The sequence below is a fragment of the Chryseobacterium sp. 27AL genome (assembly GCF_057815395.1).
Genome location: NZ_JBYRIW010000007.1, coordinates 22,189 through 39,460 on the forward strand (window position 1 = coordinate 22,189; position 17,272 = coordinate 39,460).

Sequence of the window (17,272 nt, forward strand, 5' to 3'; positions counted from 1 at the left end):
CTTTTTTTTGTTTGTAAGTAGGCATAGCTACAATTAACACCAGTTGAAATAAAGCTATAAAATACTGAAATATAACAAATTGTACTTGATTGCCTCTTCGGACTGGTTGATTGCTTCTTCGGAGTGGTTGATCGTCTGTTCGAAATACCTGATCGCTTCATCGAAACGCCTCATCTTTTCAACGAAATGCCTGAACGTTGCTTCTAACAGGTTGAAGCAGTTATCAAAACAACCGGACGATCTATCAAAGCTTTTGTTTTTTGCAGATATCAGATATAAAATTCTTTCAGAATCTCCTTCGAAAAACATTCGAACAAACGGTAATTAAAATCATTTATCATTAAATTAGCCACAAATTTTATATATGAAGATTCATTTTTCAATTTTATTCATTCTATGTTTCGTTTTTGGAAACGCACAAAATACAGATCAGGAAGATACTTTTGTGAAAGATAACTTCACCAAAAAGGAATTTTATATTCCGATGCGTGACGGGGTGAAGCTTTTTACAGCGGTTTATATTCCCAAAGATATTTCCAGTAAAAACAAATATCCTTTTCTGATGCAGAGAACCTGCTACAGCATTGCGCCGTACGGTGAAAATGAATACAGGGAAAGGCTTGGACCCAATAAATACCTGATGCAGGACAAATATATTTTCGTTTTGCAGGATGTACGTGGCAGATACATGAGTGAAGGCACTTTCACGAACATGACCCCACAGGTGGACCGAAAAACAAAAAAAGATGTTGATGAAAGTACGGACACTTACGATACGATCGAATATCTTCTTAAAAATATAAAAGGAAACAATGGGAAAGTGGGTCAATACGGTACCTCATATCCAGGATTCTATACCGCAGTTGGGGTTCTGGCAAAGCATCCGGCATTAGTTGCCTCTTCACCCCAAGCACCGATTTCTGATTTCTGGAATGATGATTTTCTTCACAACGGAAAAGTAATGTTAGCTTATTTTAAAACTTTTCCAGTATTTGGCGTTCAGAAAACGAAACCGGAGAATAAGGCCTGGTACAACGATACCATGATTAAACCCACTTCTGAAGACGGTCTGAAATTCTACAGAGACATGGGAACTCTGAAAGACGGTTATGAAAAATATTATAAGGACAATTTCTTTATGACCGAAATTATGAATCACCCGAATTACGATGAGTTCTGGCAGAAAAGAAGTCTTTTACCTCATCTTAAAAACGTAAATCATGCGGTAATGACCGTAGGCGGATGGTTTGATGCAGAAGACCTATCCGGCCCGCTGAATATTTATAAAACCATTGAAAAGACAAGTCCGAAAGCCAAAAATACGATTGTCATGGGACCATTTTCACATGGAGCCTGGGCCTATGAACAGGGAAAACATTTCCACAATGATATTTATTTCGGAGACAGCATTGCCACGTATTATCAGAAGAATATTGAAACTAAATTTTTCAATCATTATTTAAAGGGAAATACCAAACAGGATGCAGGTTTACCGGAAGCTCTGATGTTTGATACCGGTGCGAAACAATGGCGGGAATTTGCCACCTATCCGCCAAAAGAAGTGGAAAAAGTCAACTTCTATTTATCAGGCGGAACTTTGAAAAATTCAGCAGGACAAGGCTTTTCAGAATACTACAGTGACCCGAATAATCCGGTGCTGAGCTCTGATAAACTTAAAGATTTTAATGGCTTTACACCCAGAAATTATATGTCGGAAGACCAGAGATTTGCCGAAGGACGACCAGATGTTCTGACGTTTACAACCGATGTTTTAACAGAAGATCTCACTCTTGCTGGAGAAATTATGGCTAAACTGAACATCGCTTCCACCTCTACCGACGCAGATTTTGCAGTGAAGCTGATTGATATTTATCCTGAAGATTTTAAACCAGCCGAAAAAAAGGAAGGTGTGATTTATGGTAACTATCACCAGATGGTAAGAAGCGAGATCATGCCGGCAAGATTCAGAAACTCCAGGGAAAAAGCCGAAGCTTTGGTTCCGAATCAGAAAACGGCGGTGAATTTCAGGCTGCAGGACGTGGTTCATACTTTTAAAAAAGGCCATAAAATCCAGATTCAAATTTCTTCAACATGGTTTCCGCTTTTTGCCATCAATCCGCAGAAGTTTATGGAAAATCCGAATTTTGCGACAAAGGAAGATTATACCAAGGCTTTTATCAAAGTATTTGGCGACAGCTCGCTTGAGGTTGAGGTTTTGAAATAGAACTGTGGCTTCGGGGTCCTCAGCCACCGATAGTGAGATGGCTATATCTTAAAATGTATACCTAAAAATGGAGGCTGAGGTTCTCGAAGCCACCATTTTTTTATTCCTCAATAGTCCGGAAGGTAAGATTCACTCTTGGGGTTTTCACTTTTGTTGTTGGTGGAAGTCTATGGAGCCAATGGTCCTGCGTTGACCCTTTCATCACAAGCATGCTTCCGTTTTCCAGGAATATTTCTACTTTTTCTTTGGTGGTTTTATGTTTAAAGATAAACTTTCTTTCCGCTCCGAAAGTCAGGGAAGCAATGGCACCATGTTTTTTCAAATCCTTTTCTGCATCGCTATGATAGGCCATTCCTTCGCTTCCGTCATGATATAAATTCAGCAGGCACGAATTGTACGTTTCTCCTGTGACTTCTTCACATTTCTGTTTTAATTCCAATAGTTCGGGAGTCCACGGCTTTGCATATTTTGTGCGTTTTGAATAGGTGTATTCAAATGCTTTTTCTCCAAACCAGGCTACTTTTCTTTTGGTTAAAATTAACTTTCCGAAAATCATTGCTTCATCATTTTCCCATGGAATCTGGTTTAATAAATAATCATAATAGAAATCAGACTTTTCTTTAGAAAAAACTTTTCCGTAGTAGTGAACGATTCCGTCATTAGGAAGGATGTTTAAAGGGTAATCTGAGATGTCTTCGAAGAGGTTTAGCATGGCAGTTAAGGTTAAGGTTAAGGTTAAGGTTAAGGTTGAGGTTGAGGTTGAGACTGAGGTCGAGGTTAGGGTTTATTATACTTTTTATTCTGTAGAAATCTGGCTTATTTATTAGATTTAAATTAAAAAAATGCGAAGCTTAGATTCGTACGAAATGACAAGAACATGTTTTTTTGAAATAAGTTTTGGCTAAAGCCAATTTTGATTCATATATCTTTAAAACGGGCTAAAGCCCGTTCCTATTGATAGAATAATTGACTTTTAAAAGTTTAAAAAAATCAATCTGTGTTTATCTGTGAAAAAATTTGTGCCGTTTGTGTTTAAACATCCTGATAAACTTTACAGCTTTCCCAGCCGATGATCAGTTGTTTTCTTTCGCTTCCCCACATATAACCACCGATATTTCCGGAAGACTGGATCACACGATGACAGGGAATTAAAAATGCTACAGGATTACTTCCTATTGCCGTACCCACCGCTCTCGAAGCTTTCGGGCTTCCTATCTTTTCTGCTAAATTTCCATAAGTGGAGAGTTTTCCCATTGGAATTGTCAAAAGGCTCTCCCATACTTTCAGCTGAAAATCGGTGCCTTTTAAATGTAATTTTATCGTGTTGAGCTGGGTCCAGTCTTTATTAAAAATAGACAAGGCGTTTTCCTGAAATTCGTCCGTCCTTTCAAAAAAAGAAGCATTGGGAAATTTATTCTTTAAATCTCCCAATGCTTTAATGATATCGTTTTCAAAAGCCATATAACAGATTCCTTTTTCTGTAGATGCAGCAATGATTTTCCCAAAAGGACTTTCGGAAAAATGGTAATTGATATTCAGGCTTTTTCCACCGTTTTTATATTCTGCCGGAGACATTCCTTCAATTTTCACAAAAAGATCATGCAGTCTGCTTGTGCTTGAAAGCCCTGTCTCATATGCGGTATCAAATAAACTCGCTTTTTCTTTCTTCAACAAATTTTTGGCATGTTCAAGACTGATGAACTGTAAAAATTTCTTCGGACTTGTTCCTGCCCAATCAGAAAACATTTTCTGAAAATGAGCCGGACTTAAATGTATTCTCTCCGCCACTTCCTCCAAACTCGGCTGAAGCTTAAAATTGCTGCGTATATATTCTATCGCTTTAGCAATTCTATCGTAGTCAATCTGATCTTGTGTGGACATATCATTATTTTTACCTCACAAATTTCCAAAGAATATACGGCAGAAAAAATCCGATTCTTGCGGAATTTAGTTGTTGTTATAGAGATGATAGTAAGCAAGCATTTTGTAATATAACTTTGCGGCCAGGAAAGCACTTGGTTTAGCCATTGGAGAATCCATTAGTTCCACAATATCAAATGCGACCACATTGCATTTTTCAAATACTTTTCTTAATAATTCCAGCGTTGGATACCACTGTAATCCGCCCGGTTCAGGAGTTCCTGTGGATGGAGCGATGGAAGGATCAAAAGCATCAAGATCTATCGTAATGTATACGTTTCCGGAAACTTTTTCCAATACATCGTTTACCCAATTTTCATTGTTGGCAATTTCGTGAGCGAAAAATACTCTTCCTTCCGGTAAATACTGAGCTTCCTCAATATCCATCGAACGGATTCCCACCTGTACCAGATTGTGTTTCTGATTGGCCTCAAAAACTGCACAGGCATGATTGGAAGTTGATCCATGGAACTCAGGACGAAGGTCTGTGTGAGCATCCAGCTGAAGAACTGTTAAGTTTTCGAATTTCTCACCCACCGCACGAATTGAACCAATGGAAACAGAATGTTCTCCACCGAAAAGGGTGAATAACTTACCGTCATTATTCAAAAGCTCTTTTGTTTTTTGGTAAACTGCCTCCGTCATTGCTTCAGGAGTCGAATTTTCAGAAACTTCTCCTGCCAGATAAACACCTTCCAAATAAGGTTCAGTCTGGGTTTCGATGTCGTAAAGTTCCATGTTTTCGGAAGCATTTAAGAACAATGCGGGGCCTTTGTCGGCTCCCTTTCCCCAGGTTGAAGTTCCGTCGTAGGGAACGGTTACCAGCATTACTTTTGAGCTCTCCAATGATGCATTTTCTTCAGGAATTCCTGCGTATGTTTTCATGTTTTATTTGAAATTAAATGATTTTGGCAAAGATACAAAGAAGATGGAAGATGGTGCCGGAAGTTTTATAAAAAGTGCTAAAATTATGCAGTGTATTTTAAACTTCAATCCTCCAACTTCTCCCTTCCAGCCAAAATCATTACCTTTGTGAAAACAAAATTTTATGTCATTAAAAGCTGTGCTATTCGATATGGATGGCGTGATTGTGGATACGGAACCATTGCACAGAAAAGCCTACTTTAAAACATTTAATAATTTAGGAATCGATGTTTCGGAAGATCTTTATACCTCATTTACAGGAGCATCTACCAGAAAAGTATGTGATACCTTAATTGAAAATTTTAACTTAAAGCAGACTTTTGAAGAAATAGCAAAAATAAAAAGGGATTATTTTAAGGACTATTTTTATAATGACGAAGAATTTGATTTAATTCCGGGAGTAAAAGAACTGATTGAGCATTATTATGAAAACGGGATTACTTTAATCCTGGCATCCTCGGCAACGATGACGACGATTAATATGGTTTTTGAAAAGTTTGAGCTGGAAAAATATTTTTCGGGAAAAATAAGCGGAGCCGATTTAAAAGAATCAAAACCTCATCCGGAAGTTTTTTTACTGGCAGCAGAAATGGCAAAAGAACCTGTTGAAAACTGTATGGTGATTGAAGATTCTACCAACGGTATTTTAGCGGCACATCGCGCAAAAATTTTCTGTGCCGCCTACAGAAGTCCGAATTCTAAAAATCAGGATTATACTTTGGCAGACACCGTGGTTTCCGATTATGAAGAATTGGAATTGGATAAAATTTCAAAATATTTTTAAATACGAAAAGCTCTCAAGATCTGAGAGCTTTTTTGCTGTAAGTTTGACTAAAGCCAATTTAATGTTATGCTTTTGTTAAACGGGCTAAAGCCCGTTCCTATTGATCGTATTATTTATATCCAAGAATTTTCAATACATCTTCCGGTTCCTGCTTTTCGCGGAAAATTTCGTACTGCAGCTCACCATTTTCATCTTTCTGGATCAGAATATGTCTTGGCTGCGGCATTAAGCAGTGATGAATTCCACCAAACCCACTGATGGTTTCCTGATAAGCCCCTGTATGGAAAAAGCCGATATATAAAGGTTTCGTATCACTGAACACCGGCAGATAAATGGCATTGGTATGCTGCTCAGAATTATAATAATCATCCGAATCACAGGTTAAACCTCCTAAGAAAACTCTTTCATAGGTATCTTCCCATCTGTTAAGCGGAAGCATGATAAAGTGCCTTGAAATTGCCCATGTATCAGGAAGTGTGGTCATGAAAGAAGAATCGATCATATTCCATTTTTCTCTGTCGTTCTGACGTTTCTGGGAAATGATCTTATAAATATTCGCACCACTTTCTCCAACGGTAAAGCTTCCGAACTCTGTATAAATATTAGGTTCTTCAACTCCTTCTTCTTCACAGAATTTTTTGATCTGTGAAACAATTTCTTCTACCATATACTGATAGTCGTAATCAAAATTAAGAGAAGTCTTGATCGGGAAACCTCCACCAATGTTTAACGAATCAACTTCAGGAGCGATTTTCTTCAAACGTGCATACACACGAAGACATTTGTACAATTCGTTCCAGTAATAGGCTGTATCCTTGATCCCGGTATTGATGAAAAAATGAAGCATTTTCAGCCTTGCATTGGGATGCTCAGCGATCTTCTGGCTGTAGTAAGGGATAATATCTTTGTATCCGATTCCTAATCGGGAAGTATAAAATTCGAACTTCGGCTCTTCTTCTGAGGCAATTCTGATTCCTATATCAAATGTGGTGTCGATACTTTCCGTAAGCTTATCCAGTTCGCGGTAATTATCCAAAATCGGCGTAATATTTTCAAACCCGCTGTTGATCATATCTGAAATTTTCGCCAGATAATCATCCGTTTTAAAACCGTTGCAGATTACTTCAATATTTTTTTCAACTTTTCCATTGTCGTAAAGAGATTTTACGATATCCATGTCATAAGCAGAAGAAGTTTCTATGGAAATATCATTTTTCAGCGCTTCTTCCAGTACAAACTTGAAATGACTTGATTTTGTACAGTAGCAATAGGTATAATTTTTTTTATATTCGGTTTTCTCAAAAGCTTCCTTGAACCAGCTTTTCGCCTTCTGGATATTTTGAGAAATTCTCGGCAGGTAGCTAATCTTTAGCGGAGTGCCAAATTTTTCAACAACATCCATTAACGGAATGTCGTGAAACAACAAATTGTTCTCAGAAACATTGAATTCTTCTGTTGGAAAATACAATGTCTGATCAATTAGTTCCGAGTATTTTATTTTCATTTCTAAACAAGTGAATTAAGAACTGCAAAATTGCTAAAAAAGTTTGGTTTTTTAGCGTTAAAATTATTATAAAATTTGGAACACTTTTATATCGAAATATGTAAGAATTATCAATATGTAAACTTCATGATATATTCTTCGCGTTTATCATCAGATATCTTTAAAACCTTTTGAATATAAGTATCTATAGAGCCATATTCTTTATTGATTTCATTAAAGGCTGAGTTTAAATAATCAGTTTCAACCCAACTCAGTTTTTCGAGAATACGGACATCCATTTTCGGATAAAGGAAATGGAGATTATCAGCAAGATTCAGTCTTTTTTCTACCAGCTTTTTTCTGTAATTATTTGACATCAGATAATCATTGTAGATTGTATTCTTATCAAACTTTAAAATACTTAAAATCAATGCAGTAACAATTCCCGTTCGATCTTTTCCGGCAGTACAATGATATAAAACAGGCTGATCAGATTCTAAAATTTCAATAATAATTTTCCGGATCATTTCCGGATTTTCCGTAACATAATCTTTATAGAAATCAATCATTCTTTTGTCGGCATCAGCACCATTGACTTTTCCTTTTAAGACTAATTTTCTAGCCTGATCCAGCTGATCGCCTTCATCTTCAAAAGCTGAATAATTTTTATACAAAATATCATCCGGGAGATTGTCCTGTTTCTGTGCAATTTCTTTGGAATTTCTGAGATCGATAATTTCTTTTATTCCAAGGCTTTCAAATTGGGTAAAGGATTTTTTTTTCAGTTTATGAAGGTTTGCACTTCTGTAAAATTTTCCTTCTTTTAAAGTTCTTCCGTCTATATTTCTGATGTTTCCTACGGATCTGAAATTGTTGACTTTTTTAATTCTAATATGTTCCTCAGGTATGTTTTTTCCGTACTCGGGAGCAGAAAAGTTTTGTGTTTTGCATGAGAAAACACAAAGCAATGATATAATAAGAAACAATATTTTAATTGGGTTTTTCATTTTTTATTTCCACAAATTCATGGATTTCACAGGTATGTGCGTATCATTTTTAAGTTTTGGCTAAAGCCCGTCCCTATTGATTATAAATTGTGTTTAAAATTACAGATAATTTTTACCAATAAAAATCAGTAAATCGCCTTTTTCGTATTCAATGGATACTTCGTTTTTGATGGCAAAATTCCGGGTACCAATATTGGAAATAATATTCAAGCTTGCGTCTGTTAATGGCCAGTTCAAGCCTATGGTTGTAATATTTTCAACAGAAGGAAAGGGATATAATGAAATCATTTTATCTTTTACGTCCTTCAGAATAAGCTTTTTCGGAATGAAATAATATTCAGAAAACTCATCATAGAATTTTATATTTAATTTATTCTTAAAACCGAAAGCTACGGTAAGATTTCCTAAGAAATGATCCTGCTCGCCGCCACTTCCTCCGAGAACATCGACATCTGTAAATCCTTTTTCGAGAATAATTTCGAGTGCTTTATGAAAATCAGTTTTGTTTTGATCCGGCGTATAAATAAATTTATCCTGATAAATATTTTCATCAGACCCTGAATGTGAATCAAAATCACCTGAAATAAAATCCAGCTTTTCCAGAGGAAAATTTATATTCTTCAGATAATGAAAAGCTCCATCGGTACAGGCAATCAGGCTATATTTTTCTATATCCGGAAAAGATTTCGGTGCATCACCGTTGATGAAAAGTAAGGCTTTATTTTTCATTCGGATTCCAGTATTCTTCCGGTTCGTTGTTGATTTTTGAAATGTATCTCGCTAAAACAAATAGATAATCTGAGAGCCTGTTCAGATATTTAATTAATTCCGGACGAACTTCTTCCGATTCATTTAAGAAAACCAGGGACCTTTCTGCCCTTCTGCAGATTGTGCGTGCAGCGTGTAAAAAAGTTGCTGGTTTTCCGCCTCCTGGAAGGATAAAATATTGCAACGGTTCTACTTTTTCGTCAAAAACATCCATCCAGTTTTCCAGTTCTTCGATTTCTGTATCGGAAATTACTAATGGAAGACGTGATTTGCCATTGGCCAGCATTAGCTTATCAACCGGCGTTGCCGCTTCGGATCCTACCGTAAACAGATCAAACTGAATTTTCTTTAATTGTCTTAAAACTTCTTCATCTTCGATGTGGCTTTTTGCAATTCCGATGAATGAATTCAGTTCGTCTATATTTCCGTAGCTGTCGACTCTTGCACTGGCTTTTGAAACTCTCGTTCCGCCGTACAATGCCGTCTGCCCTTTATCGCCTGTCTTTGTGTAAATTTTCATAGTACTAAATTACTTTTTTATAATAAGGTTTACAAATCTGATTTTTCGGACTATAGTAGTTAGTATTTTCGGTATTCTATTATTGACTGATGCCCTAGCCCCGATCGAAGCATTTGTTTGAGCTCATTTTATTAGAATTCGGCGCGGCGGAGCCGCCGCGCCGAATTCTAATAAAATAGCGAGTGCGGAGAGCGGGAAATAGCTTCAAATAAATAATAGTCTGTTTTTGATGCTCCTAAAAAGCTAAATCAATGCAAATATTTGCTGTTCAATAAAATGATCGGTCTTACAGAAGACCGACCACTCAAAATTATTATTTACCTAACATTGCTTAAGTAAGCCTTTAACGGAAAAAGTCAGTAAGTTATTTTTCAAAAATTTTTTCTTTCTCAAAATTCTACTGACAAACTGTTGTCATTACTTCGGTCTACCTTTGTATCAACAATAACAAACAATATTAAAATTATGACAACTACAGCAATTAACACCAAACAATTCATGACATCTGATCAGTTACTTGAACATTGGCAGGGACACCGAAATCTTACGAGAAGAGTAATTGAGGCATTCCCGGAAAAAGAGCTTTTTGAATTTTCTGTTGGCGGAATGAGACCTTTTGCAAAACTTGTGGTTGAACTCATCAGTATCGGCGGTCCTGCTTTAAAAGGAATTGTAGAGAAAAACATGGAAGGCTACAATGAAGAAGGCTTTAATCCTACAACAAAAGCAGAGTTGCTGCAGAAATGGGATGAGGAAACAGAAGTGATCAACCGTTATTTTGCTCAGATCTCAGAAGAACGTTTCCAGGAAACATTCAATTTATTCGGACAATACGAATTTCCTGTTTATCAGAATATTATGTATTTCGTAGACAATGAAATTCATCATCGTGGGCAAGGTTATGTTTACCTGAGAGCATTGGGAATTGAACCGCCTTTTTTTTGGGAGAGATTTTAAGCTTTCTGGTACCTCTGTTCAGGTTGCGGGCTCTGATCAACGCTAAGCAGCAAACATCAGTCGTTTAAAATCCATTTACGAACATATTTGAAACCTCCGCAAACTACTTTGCTGAGGTTTTTTATTGATGTTTTTCCGCGATTTTTGTAATGAGTTCGTTCAGCCGGGTTTTCAGAATTTCGGGTTCCAGAACGGTTGCATAATCTGCAAAAGTGATCAGCCAACGCGGAAATCCGTCTTTGATCCATTCGGTTTCGAAGGTCAATTCGATTCCTTCAGCGGTTTCTTTTTCTTCAATTAATCCGTAATACTTTTTTGAATTCGACAAATGATTGATTATTTCTTTTTTTACTAAAAGCTTTACAATGGTTTTGTTGCCGTTTCCGTTTTGCCTGTAATCATTGATCTGGCCATATTCCTGAAGAAAGGGATTCTGGGTTTTAAAAATCTGTAAGATCCTGTCTACCCGGAATTGTCTGAAATCATTTCGGAGCGTACAGAAAGCCATGATATACCAATAATTGAATTCAAAAAAAACACCTACCGCTTCTATGGTTCTCATTGAAATATTTCCTTCAATGGTTTTATATTCCATGGTCAGTTGACGTTTCTCTGCTATGCTTTCCAGAATGATGGGAAGAACATCTTTTATATGATCTTCTGTTTCCGGATAATAGTTATAGATATCAATCTGCTTTTCAATATTCTGGATCAGATTTTTATCTGAATATTTTAAAACGGAGCGCACTTTTTCCATGGCTGTTTTGTAATGGTTCCCCAAACTCTGATGGGAAAATTTCTGCATAAGCTTTTCGGCTGTAATAAAACTTAATACCTCTTCTTTCGTGAACATTACCGGTGGAAGCTTATAGCCATCCATCAGGGAATATCCAGTACCAGCCTCGCCAATAATAGGAATCCCTGCATTTTCCAATGTTTTTACATCGCGGTAGATTGTTCTCACGCTTACGTCAAATTTCCGGGCAAGATCCTGAGCCCTGACAGTTGGTTTGGACTGTAACTGGGTGAGTATAGCAGTAACTCTATCCAGTTTTTTAAGGTAATGATCGTTCATCTTATGAGAGATAATAAGTAGTTCGTGGTTGATAGTTGACAGACTATAAAATTGTTACACTGTTATATTGGTAAATTATTACACTATTACCTGTTACATTTTAAAGCTGTTAACCAATTTATCAAGATTCAAGCTTCTTGCAGAGGCATCAAAAATTTCCCTGTAGGTTCCGTTGAGCTGTACAAGTTGATCATGCGTTCCGCTTTCCACTATTCTGCCTTTTTTCATGACGTATATTTTATCAGAATCTAAAATCTGTGATAAAGAATGAGAGATGATGATTACCGTTCTTCCTTCTTTTATGGCATCAAGAGAGTTTTTAATCTGTTCTGTGGCAATGGCATCGAGGCTTGCCGTAGGCTCATCAAGAAAAATAATCGGCGGATCTTTCAAAAACAATCGGGCAATCGCTATACGCTGTTGCTGACCTCCCGAAAGCTGCGTCGCATCGTGGGCATACTGATCCGGCAGTTCTAAAATCTGGTCGTGCAAATATGCTTTTTTTGCTGCTTCCTCAATTTCTTCAAAGCTGGCATTCATGTTTCCGTAACGGATGTTGTCTTCAATACTCCCCTGAAAAATATGATTTTTCTGCAGCACCAAACCAAGGTCATTTCTAAGAAAAGTATTATCATAATCATTGAGATTGACGTCATCCAACAGAATTTTGCCTGAATCAGGAAGATAAAATTTGCATAACAAATTGATAATAGTAGATTTTCCGGCACCACTAAGACCAACCAGCGCGGTTGTCTTTCCGTTTTCGATTTTCATGGATACATCATGTAATGCCTGAGTTCCGTTAGGATAAGTGAAATTAATATTTTTCAGTTCGAAATTTCCTTTGATTTCTTTTTCAATGAAATTGCCACTTGGCTCCTTCTCATCTTCAGCATTTAAAATATCAAAATAGCCTTCAGCATAAATCATCGCGTCATTCATATCATCATAAATCCTGTGAAGCTGGCGGATTGGAGCCGAAACGTTATTAAAAAGCATAATATGCAACATGATAGCACCGATTGTCATCTGCTGATCCAATACAAGATAAACCGTTAAAAGGATAATTAAAACAATACCAAACTGTTCGATAAATGTTTTTAGACCATCATAAATAAAATTTGTCTTCCGGGTAAACATCTGGCTTTCCATCAGCTGCATCTGAAGATCATATTGTTTTTTCCCCTCAAATTTTTCACGAACAAAACTTTTAATTACCATAATGGAAGTAATAAGATTCAATAACCCCGAGGTTTTCTGTTCCCGCTGATTTCTCAAAGTCCTTCTTACACCGCCCAATTTTTTCGCCTGTAAAGCACTGACATAAAAGTAAATAGGAACGATAACTGTAGAAACCAATCCGACATAAACATTCTGCATATACATAATCACCAGCGCAATAACCGAGTTGGAAAATAGAGGAAGCATATCGATAAAGAAATTCTGAACCAGTCTTGTAAGACTTTCAATACCACGGTCGATCCGGATTTGCAATTTTCCGGATTCATGGTTTTCATCGTTAAAATAAGCCACACGATACGTCAAAATTTTATCGATTGCTGACTGAGCCAGCACAGAACTTACATTAATTCTAATTTTTTCACCATAAAATTTCTGTCCGAAATTGATAAAAATATTTAACAATTCCTTCCCTAATAAAATGACAGAAATCAAAACCAGAACGTGAATTCCTTCTGACATCGGGTGCGGAAGATGAGTGAGCTTTGTGACTTCATCCACCGTATATTTCAGTACCAAAGGATTCACCTGTGCCGCAAGCGCTCCAAGAAATGTAAGAAATAAAGTTCCATAGATCATTAACCGGTAAGGCTTAATGAACGGAACAAGCTGTTTATAAATTCCGAATAATGTGATCGTCCTGTTAAATGGTTTTGCCATACGAATTCTTTATAATTGAAAAACGCACCGTTTTACAAAGAAAAAGGTACGTTTTATTCTATTTTTTAGCAAGTATTGCTTTAATTTAATTTTCGAATACGTAAGTTGTAAGATAATGCAACTCCTCTCTACTCGCAGCTTTAGACTCAGTTTCTGCCTGTTCTAAAGAATAATTTGAGTTAATTTCTTTTTTCTGAAAAACAAAGGCATTATTAGCGTTCTTGTCTACCACATCATTGAAAATATGCTGAATTTCTGAATTTCCCAATGAAGCAAAACTAATATCTTCGAAACCGTACATCAACCTTAAATCATCATATTGAACAAAATTTTCATTGACAAAAGCTTGCAACTGAGCTTTAGAATCAAAATTTCCGGCCCAAATATTATAGGCATAGCTTTTCTTTTTAGGTTTATCTAAAATACTCTGATATACAAAGTTTTCTCCTAAATATGCTTCTCTAACCTGCGGATCGTTGGCAAGTTCCTCCGGAAGACCTTCTTTGAGGATTCTTCCTTCAAACATGATATACGTTTTATTGGTAATAGCAAGGGTCTGCTGTACGTTGTGATCGGTAATAAGAATCCCGATATTTTTATCAACAAGGCTTCTTACAATTTTCTGAATATCTTCCACCGCAATCGGGTCTACTCCTGCGAAAGGCTCATCCAAAAGGATAAAACTCGGATCCGTGGCAAGACAACGTGCAATTTCCGTTCTACGACGTTCACCTCCGGACAAAAGATCTCCCCTGTTCTTACGTACGTGCTGCAGTGAAAATTCTTCGATCAGTTCATCACATTTAATTTGCTGCTGACGTTTTGAAAGCTTTGTAAGCTGCAAGACCCCCATGATATTTTCCTCTACCGAAAGCTTACGGAAAACAGAAGCTTCCTGGGCAAGATAACCGATACCTTTTTGTGCCCGGCGGTACATTGCATCGGTTGTGATTTCCTGTTTGTCAAGAAAAATTTTCCCTGAAGTGGGCTTAACCAATCCTACAATCATGTAAAAAGAAGTGGTTTTTCCGGCTCCGTTCGGGCCGAGCAATCCAACAATTTCTCCCTGCTGAACCTGTACTGATACGCCTTTTACAACTTTTTTCGGGCCGTATTCTTTGATTAAGTTTTCTCCTCGTAAAATCATGAAGCAAATATATAAAATGTAAATGTTTTAAATTTACACAAATACTAAAATTTAAAACACCCCATATGAGGTGTTTTTAATGCTGATTATTTATTTAAAATCATGGCGGCCTCTTTGGCAAAATAGGTAAAGATCATATCTGCTCCGGCTCTTTTAAAACAAGTCAAACTTTCGATAATTGTTTTATCATTATCAAGCCAGCCGTTTTTTGCAGCAGCTTTTACCATCGCATATTCTCCGCTCACGTTATAAACCGCTATCGGAAGATCAATCGCTTCTCTAACTTTTGAAACAATATCCAGATAAGGAAGTCCCGGTTTAATCATGATAATATCCGCTCCTTCTTCAATATCCTTAAACACTTCGTTCAATGCTTCACGTGAATTATGAAAATCCATCTGATATGTTTTTTTGTCTTTCGGAATTTCCATATTATCTTTCGGAGCACTGTCCAAAGCACTTCTGAAAGGACCATAGAAAGAACTTGCATATTTTGCCGCATAGCTCAGAATACCGACATCCGTAAAACCGTTTTCTTCTAATGCTTCACGGATCACCTGCACTCTACCGTCCATCATGTCACTTGGCGCTACAATATCAGCTCCTGCCTCAGCATGGGAAACTGACATTTTTGCCAAAGCATCATTGGTCGCATCATTTAGAATCTTACCGTTTTCGATAATGCCATCATGTCCGTAAATTGAATAAGGATCCAGCGCCACATCAGGCATTACCACCATTTCCGGAACGGCATCTTTTATCGCCCTGATGGTATTCTGCATCAATCCGTCTTTGTTCCAGGCTTCTTTACCGGTGTTGTCCTTAAGATGGTCTGAAACTTTCATGTACAGATTGACAGCTTTAACGCCTAAAGAAAATAATTCCTTACATTCTTTCACTGTCAGATCAATGCTTCGCCTGAAAATTCCGGGCATAGATGCAATAGGTTCCTGCTTATTTTCGCCCTCCATCACAAAGATTGGCATTACGAAATCACTTGTAGTAAGGGTGCATTCTCTTACGAGACCTCTGACAGATTCGCTTACTCTCAGCCTTCTATTTCTTGAATGTATCATTTTGGAATACTTTTTGAATAAAATTTAATGCAAATTTACTACAACTTAAACAAAAAAGTATTGCGGGAGATTGTAGAATTGTTTATTTTTGTTTTAATATATTTATAGAAATTGTAATTTGATGAAAAAACTTTTACTTTTATTTATCTTTTTAGGCGCTTTTGTTGGTTTTTCCAACAATATGAAAGCTCAGATAAAAGAGCCGTCAGCATTTTCTCAGAAATCTGATGATGGTGTTCTTGTAGCCTATCCGAATCCTGCGAAGGATTTTCTGGTAATAAAGGCGAAGGACTCAAATCTGAAAATTAAAAGTGTGACCTTTTATTCTATTTTAGGAACACAGGTTGCCAATTATTCGGTGAATATGAATTCGGGAGAAATCAATATTGAAAAATTGAAACCCGGAAAATATCTGATCCGCTATATTTTGAGCGACAATACCATGAAGGTTACACAAATCGTAAAACAATAATTCAATCCTGATCATCATCAGGATTTTTTCTTTTAGATTAATTCTGTTTCAATAATTCCGTAACTTTCGGAACTTTTTAATACTAATCAGTAAAAACAATTTAATGCTAAAAGCTGAACATATAAGAAAGACCTATAATTCCGGAAAAAAAGTGGCTTTGGATGACTTCAGCATCCATGTTCCGAAAGGAAGCGTTTATGGTCTTCTGGGCCCGAACGGCGCCGGTAAAACTTCATTCATCCGCATCATCAATCAGATTACCCAGGCTGATTCAGGAGATATTACCATCAACGGACAAAAACTGAATCCGGATCATATTAAAGATATCGGCTACATGCCTGAAGAGAGAGGTCTTTATAAAAATATGACGGTTGGCGATCAGCTTCTTTATTTCGGCGAGCTCAAAGGAATGAGCAAAAATGAGGCTTTAAATGAAGCAAAAAAATGGTTTGATAAACTGCATATTGATCAGTGGTGGAAGAAGAAACTATCTGAGCTTTCAAAAGGTATGGCTCAGAAGATCCAGTTTGTGGTAACTGTTCTTCACAGGCCCAATCTACTAATCCTTGACGAGCCTTTTTCCGGTTTTGATCCGGTGAATGCCAATCTTATTAAAGATCAGATTATCGATCTTAAAAATAATGGTACAACAATCATTCTTTCGACGCACCGTATGGAAAGTGTTGAAGAAATGTGTGATTATGTTGCCCTCATTAACAATTCTAAAAAAATCATTGACGGAAGAGTATTTGACGTAAGGGAAAGGTTTAAGAAAAATATTTTCGGGATAACACTTTCTGAAGTCAATGACGCACAGCTCGGAAACTTCAGAAACCAATATGAAATTTTCAATATTACCAATGAAAACGGTCTGGTCTCATTTGATTTAAAGAATGAATCTAATCAAAATCATATTCTTCTGGATCTTATACATGTAGGAAAAGTGAGATCTTTTGAGGAGAAAATTCCGAGTATGAATGAGGTTTTTATTAATGCAGTAAGCAGCAACTTTTAAT

16 protein-coding genes and 1 pseudogene are annotated in these 17,272 nt (G+C 36.8%); 5 read left to right on the forward strand and 12 right to left on the reverse strand.

The features are described 5' to 3' along the window. Positions 1 to 54: 54 nt before the first annotated feature. Positions 55 to 309 carry a hypothetical protein gene (locus tag AC3WV0_RS11665; RefSeq protein ID WP_488846245.1) on the reverse strand — a complete coding sequence of 85 codons (255 nt, stop codon included), beginning with the start codon at positions 307 to 309 and terminating at the stop codon, positions 55 to 57. A gap of 55 nt (positions 310 to 364) precedes the next feature. Between AC3WV0_RS11665 and AC3WV0_RS11670 the strand changes: the two genes are divergently transcribed. Next, positions 365 to 2,224 carry a CocE/NonD family hydrolase gene (locus AC3WV0_RS11670; RefSeq protein ID WP_488846246.1) on the forward strand — a complete coding sequence of 620 codons (1,860 nt, stop codon included), beginning with the start codon at positions 365 to 367 and terminating at the stop codon, positions 2,222 to 2,224. Positions 2,225 to 2,324: 100 nt separating this feature from the next. Here the strand turns inward: AC3WV0_RS11670 and AC3WV0_RS11675 are convergent, their stop codons facing one another. From AC3WV0_RS11675 to speB, 3 genes are all read right to left on the reverse strand, one after another. Continuing rightward, on the reverse strand, positions 2,325 to 2,936 hold the full coding sequence (locus AC3WV0_RS11675; protein ID WP_488846247.1) for an alpha-ketoglutarate-dependent dioxygenase AlkB family protein: 612 nt from the start codon (positions 2,934 to 2,936) through the stop codon (positions 2,325 to 2,327). Between the two features lie 320 nt (positions 2,937 to 3,256). Further along, positions 3,257 to 4,105 (reverse strand): bifunctional helix-turn-helix domain-containing protein/methylated-DNA--[protein]-cysteine S-methyltransferase, encoded by an 849-nt coding sequence (locus tag AC3WV0_RS11680; protein WP_488846248.1) that lies wholly within the window; start codon positions 4,103 to 4,105, stop codon positions 3,257 to 3,259. A gap of 66 nt (positions 4,106 to 4,171) precedes the next feature. Beyond that, positions 4,172 to 5,029 (reverse strand): agmatinase, encoded by an 858-nt coding sequence (speB, locus tag AC3WV0_RS11685; protein WP_488846249.1) that lies wholly within the window; start codon positions 5,027 to 5,029, stop codon positions 4,172 to 4,174. A 163-nt stretch (positions 5,030 to 5,192) separates the two neighbouring features. Between speB and AC3WV0_RS11690 the strand changes: the two genes are divergently transcribed. Then, positions 5,193 to 5,852 (forward strand): HAD family hydrolase, encoded by a 660-nt coding sequence (locus AC3WV0_RS11690; RefSeq protein WP_488846250.1) that lies wholly within the window; start codon positions 5,193 to 5,195, stop codon positions 5,850 to 5,852. A 109-nt stretch (positions 5,853 to 5,961) separates the two neighbouring features. Here the strand turns inward: AC3WV0_RS11690 and AC3WV0_RS11695 are convergent, their stop codons facing one another. From AC3WV0_RS11695 to AC3WV0_RS11710, 4 genes are all read right to left on the reverse strand, one after another. Further along, on the reverse strand, positions 5,962 to 7,356 hold the full coding sequence (locus AC3WV0_RS11695) for a type III PLP-dependent enzyme domain-containing protein (protein WP_488846251.1): 1,395 nt from the start codon (positions 7,354 to 7,356) through the stop codon (positions 5,962 to 5,964). A 110-nt stretch (positions 7,357 to 7,466) separates the two neighbouring features. Continuing rightward, positions 7,467 to 8,342, reverse strand: coding sequence for a tyrosine-protein phosphatase (locus tag AC3WV0_RS11700; protein WP_488846252.1), 876 nt, complete (start codon positions 8,340 to 8,342; stop codon positions 7,467 to 7,469). Between the two features lie 99 nt (positions 8,343 to 8,441). After that, positions 8,442 to 9,071: a thiamine diphosphokinase gene (locus tag AC3WV0_RS11705; protein ID WP_488846253.1), complete on the reverse strand. Its 630-nt coding sequence runs from the start codon at positions 9,069 to 9,071 to the stop codon at positions 8,442 to 8,444. Next, positions 9,061 to 9,630 carry a cob(I)yrinic acid a,c-diamide adenosyltransferase gene (locus tag AC3WV0_RS11710; protein ID WP_488846254.1) on the reverse strand — a complete coding sequence of 190 codons (570 nt, stop codon included), beginning with the start codon at positions 9,628 to 9,630 and terminating at the stop codon, positions 9,061 to 9,063. The genes AC3WV0_RS11705 and AC3WV0_RS11710 overlap by 11 nt, the downstream gene beginning before the upstream one ends. A 465-nt stretch (positions 9,631 to 10,095) precedes the next feature. Between AC3WV0_RS11710 and AC3WV0_RS11715 the strand changes: the two genes are divergently transcribed. Then, positions 10,096 to 10,587, forward strand: coding sequence for a DinB family protein (locus tag AC3WV0_RS11715; protein ID WP_488846255.1), 492 nt, complete (start codon positions 10,096 to 10,098; stop codon positions 10,585 to 10,587). 121 nt (positions 10,588 to 10,708) lie between these two features. On the opposite strand, the gene AC3WV0_RS11720 is transcribed toward AC3WV0_RS11715, so the two are convergent. The 4 genes and pseudogenes from AC3WV0_RS11720 to hemB all read right to left on the reverse strand — a co-directional run bounded on the left by AC3WV0_RS11720 (position 10,709) and on the right by hemB (position 15,784). Then, positions 10,709 to 11,662: a helix-turn-helix transcriptional regulator gene (locus tag AC3WV0_RS11720; protein ID WP_488846256.1), complete on the reverse strand. Its 954-nt coding sequence runs from the start codon at positions 11,660 to 11,662 to the stop codon at positions 10,709 to 10,711. A gap of 93 nt (positions 11,663 to 11,755) precedes the next feature. Then, positions 11,756 to 13,480 carry an ABC transporter ATP-binding protein gene (locus AC3WV0_RS11725; protein ID WP_488846351.1) on the reverse strand — a complete coding sequence of 575 codons (1,725 nt, stop codon included), beginning with the start codon at positions 13,478 to 13,480 and terminating at the stop codon, positions 11,756 to 11,758. A 502-nt stretch (positions 13,481 to 13,982) separates the two neighbouring features. Then, positions 13,983 to 14,708, reverse strand: a pseudogene (gene lptB, locus AC3WV0_RS11730) (LPS export ABC transporter ATP-binding protein); the annotation flags it as partial. Positions 14,709 to 14,794: 86 nt separating this feature from the next. Next, positions 14,795 to 15,784, reverse strand: a complete 990-nt coding sequence (gene hemB / locus AC3WV0_RS11735) for a porphobilinogen synthase (protein ID WP_488846257.1) — start codon at positions 15,782 to 15,784, stop codon at positions 14,795 to 14,797. A gap of 121 nt (positions 15,785 to 15,905) precedes the next feature. Here hemB and AC3WV0_RS11740 point away from each other — a divergent pair, with 121 nt between their 5' ends. Together AC3WV0_RS11740 and AC3WV0_RS11745 are read left to right on the forward strand one after the other, a co-directional pair. Then, positions 15,906 to 16,256 carry a T9SS type A sorting domain-containing protein gene (locus AC3WV0_RS11740; protein WP_089997982.1) on the forward strand — a complete coding sequence of 117 codons (351 nt, stop codon included), beginning with the start codon at positions 15,906 to 15,908 and terminating at the stop codon, positions 16,254 to 16,256. 103 nt (positions 16,257 to 16,359) lie between these two features. After that, positions 16,360 to 17,271, forward strand: coding sequence for an ABC transporter ATP-binding protein (locus tag AC3WV0_RS11745; protein WP_488846258.1), 912 nt, complete (start codon positions 16,360 to 16,362; stop codon positions 17,269 to 17,271). Position 17,272 lies beyond the last annotated feature (1 nt).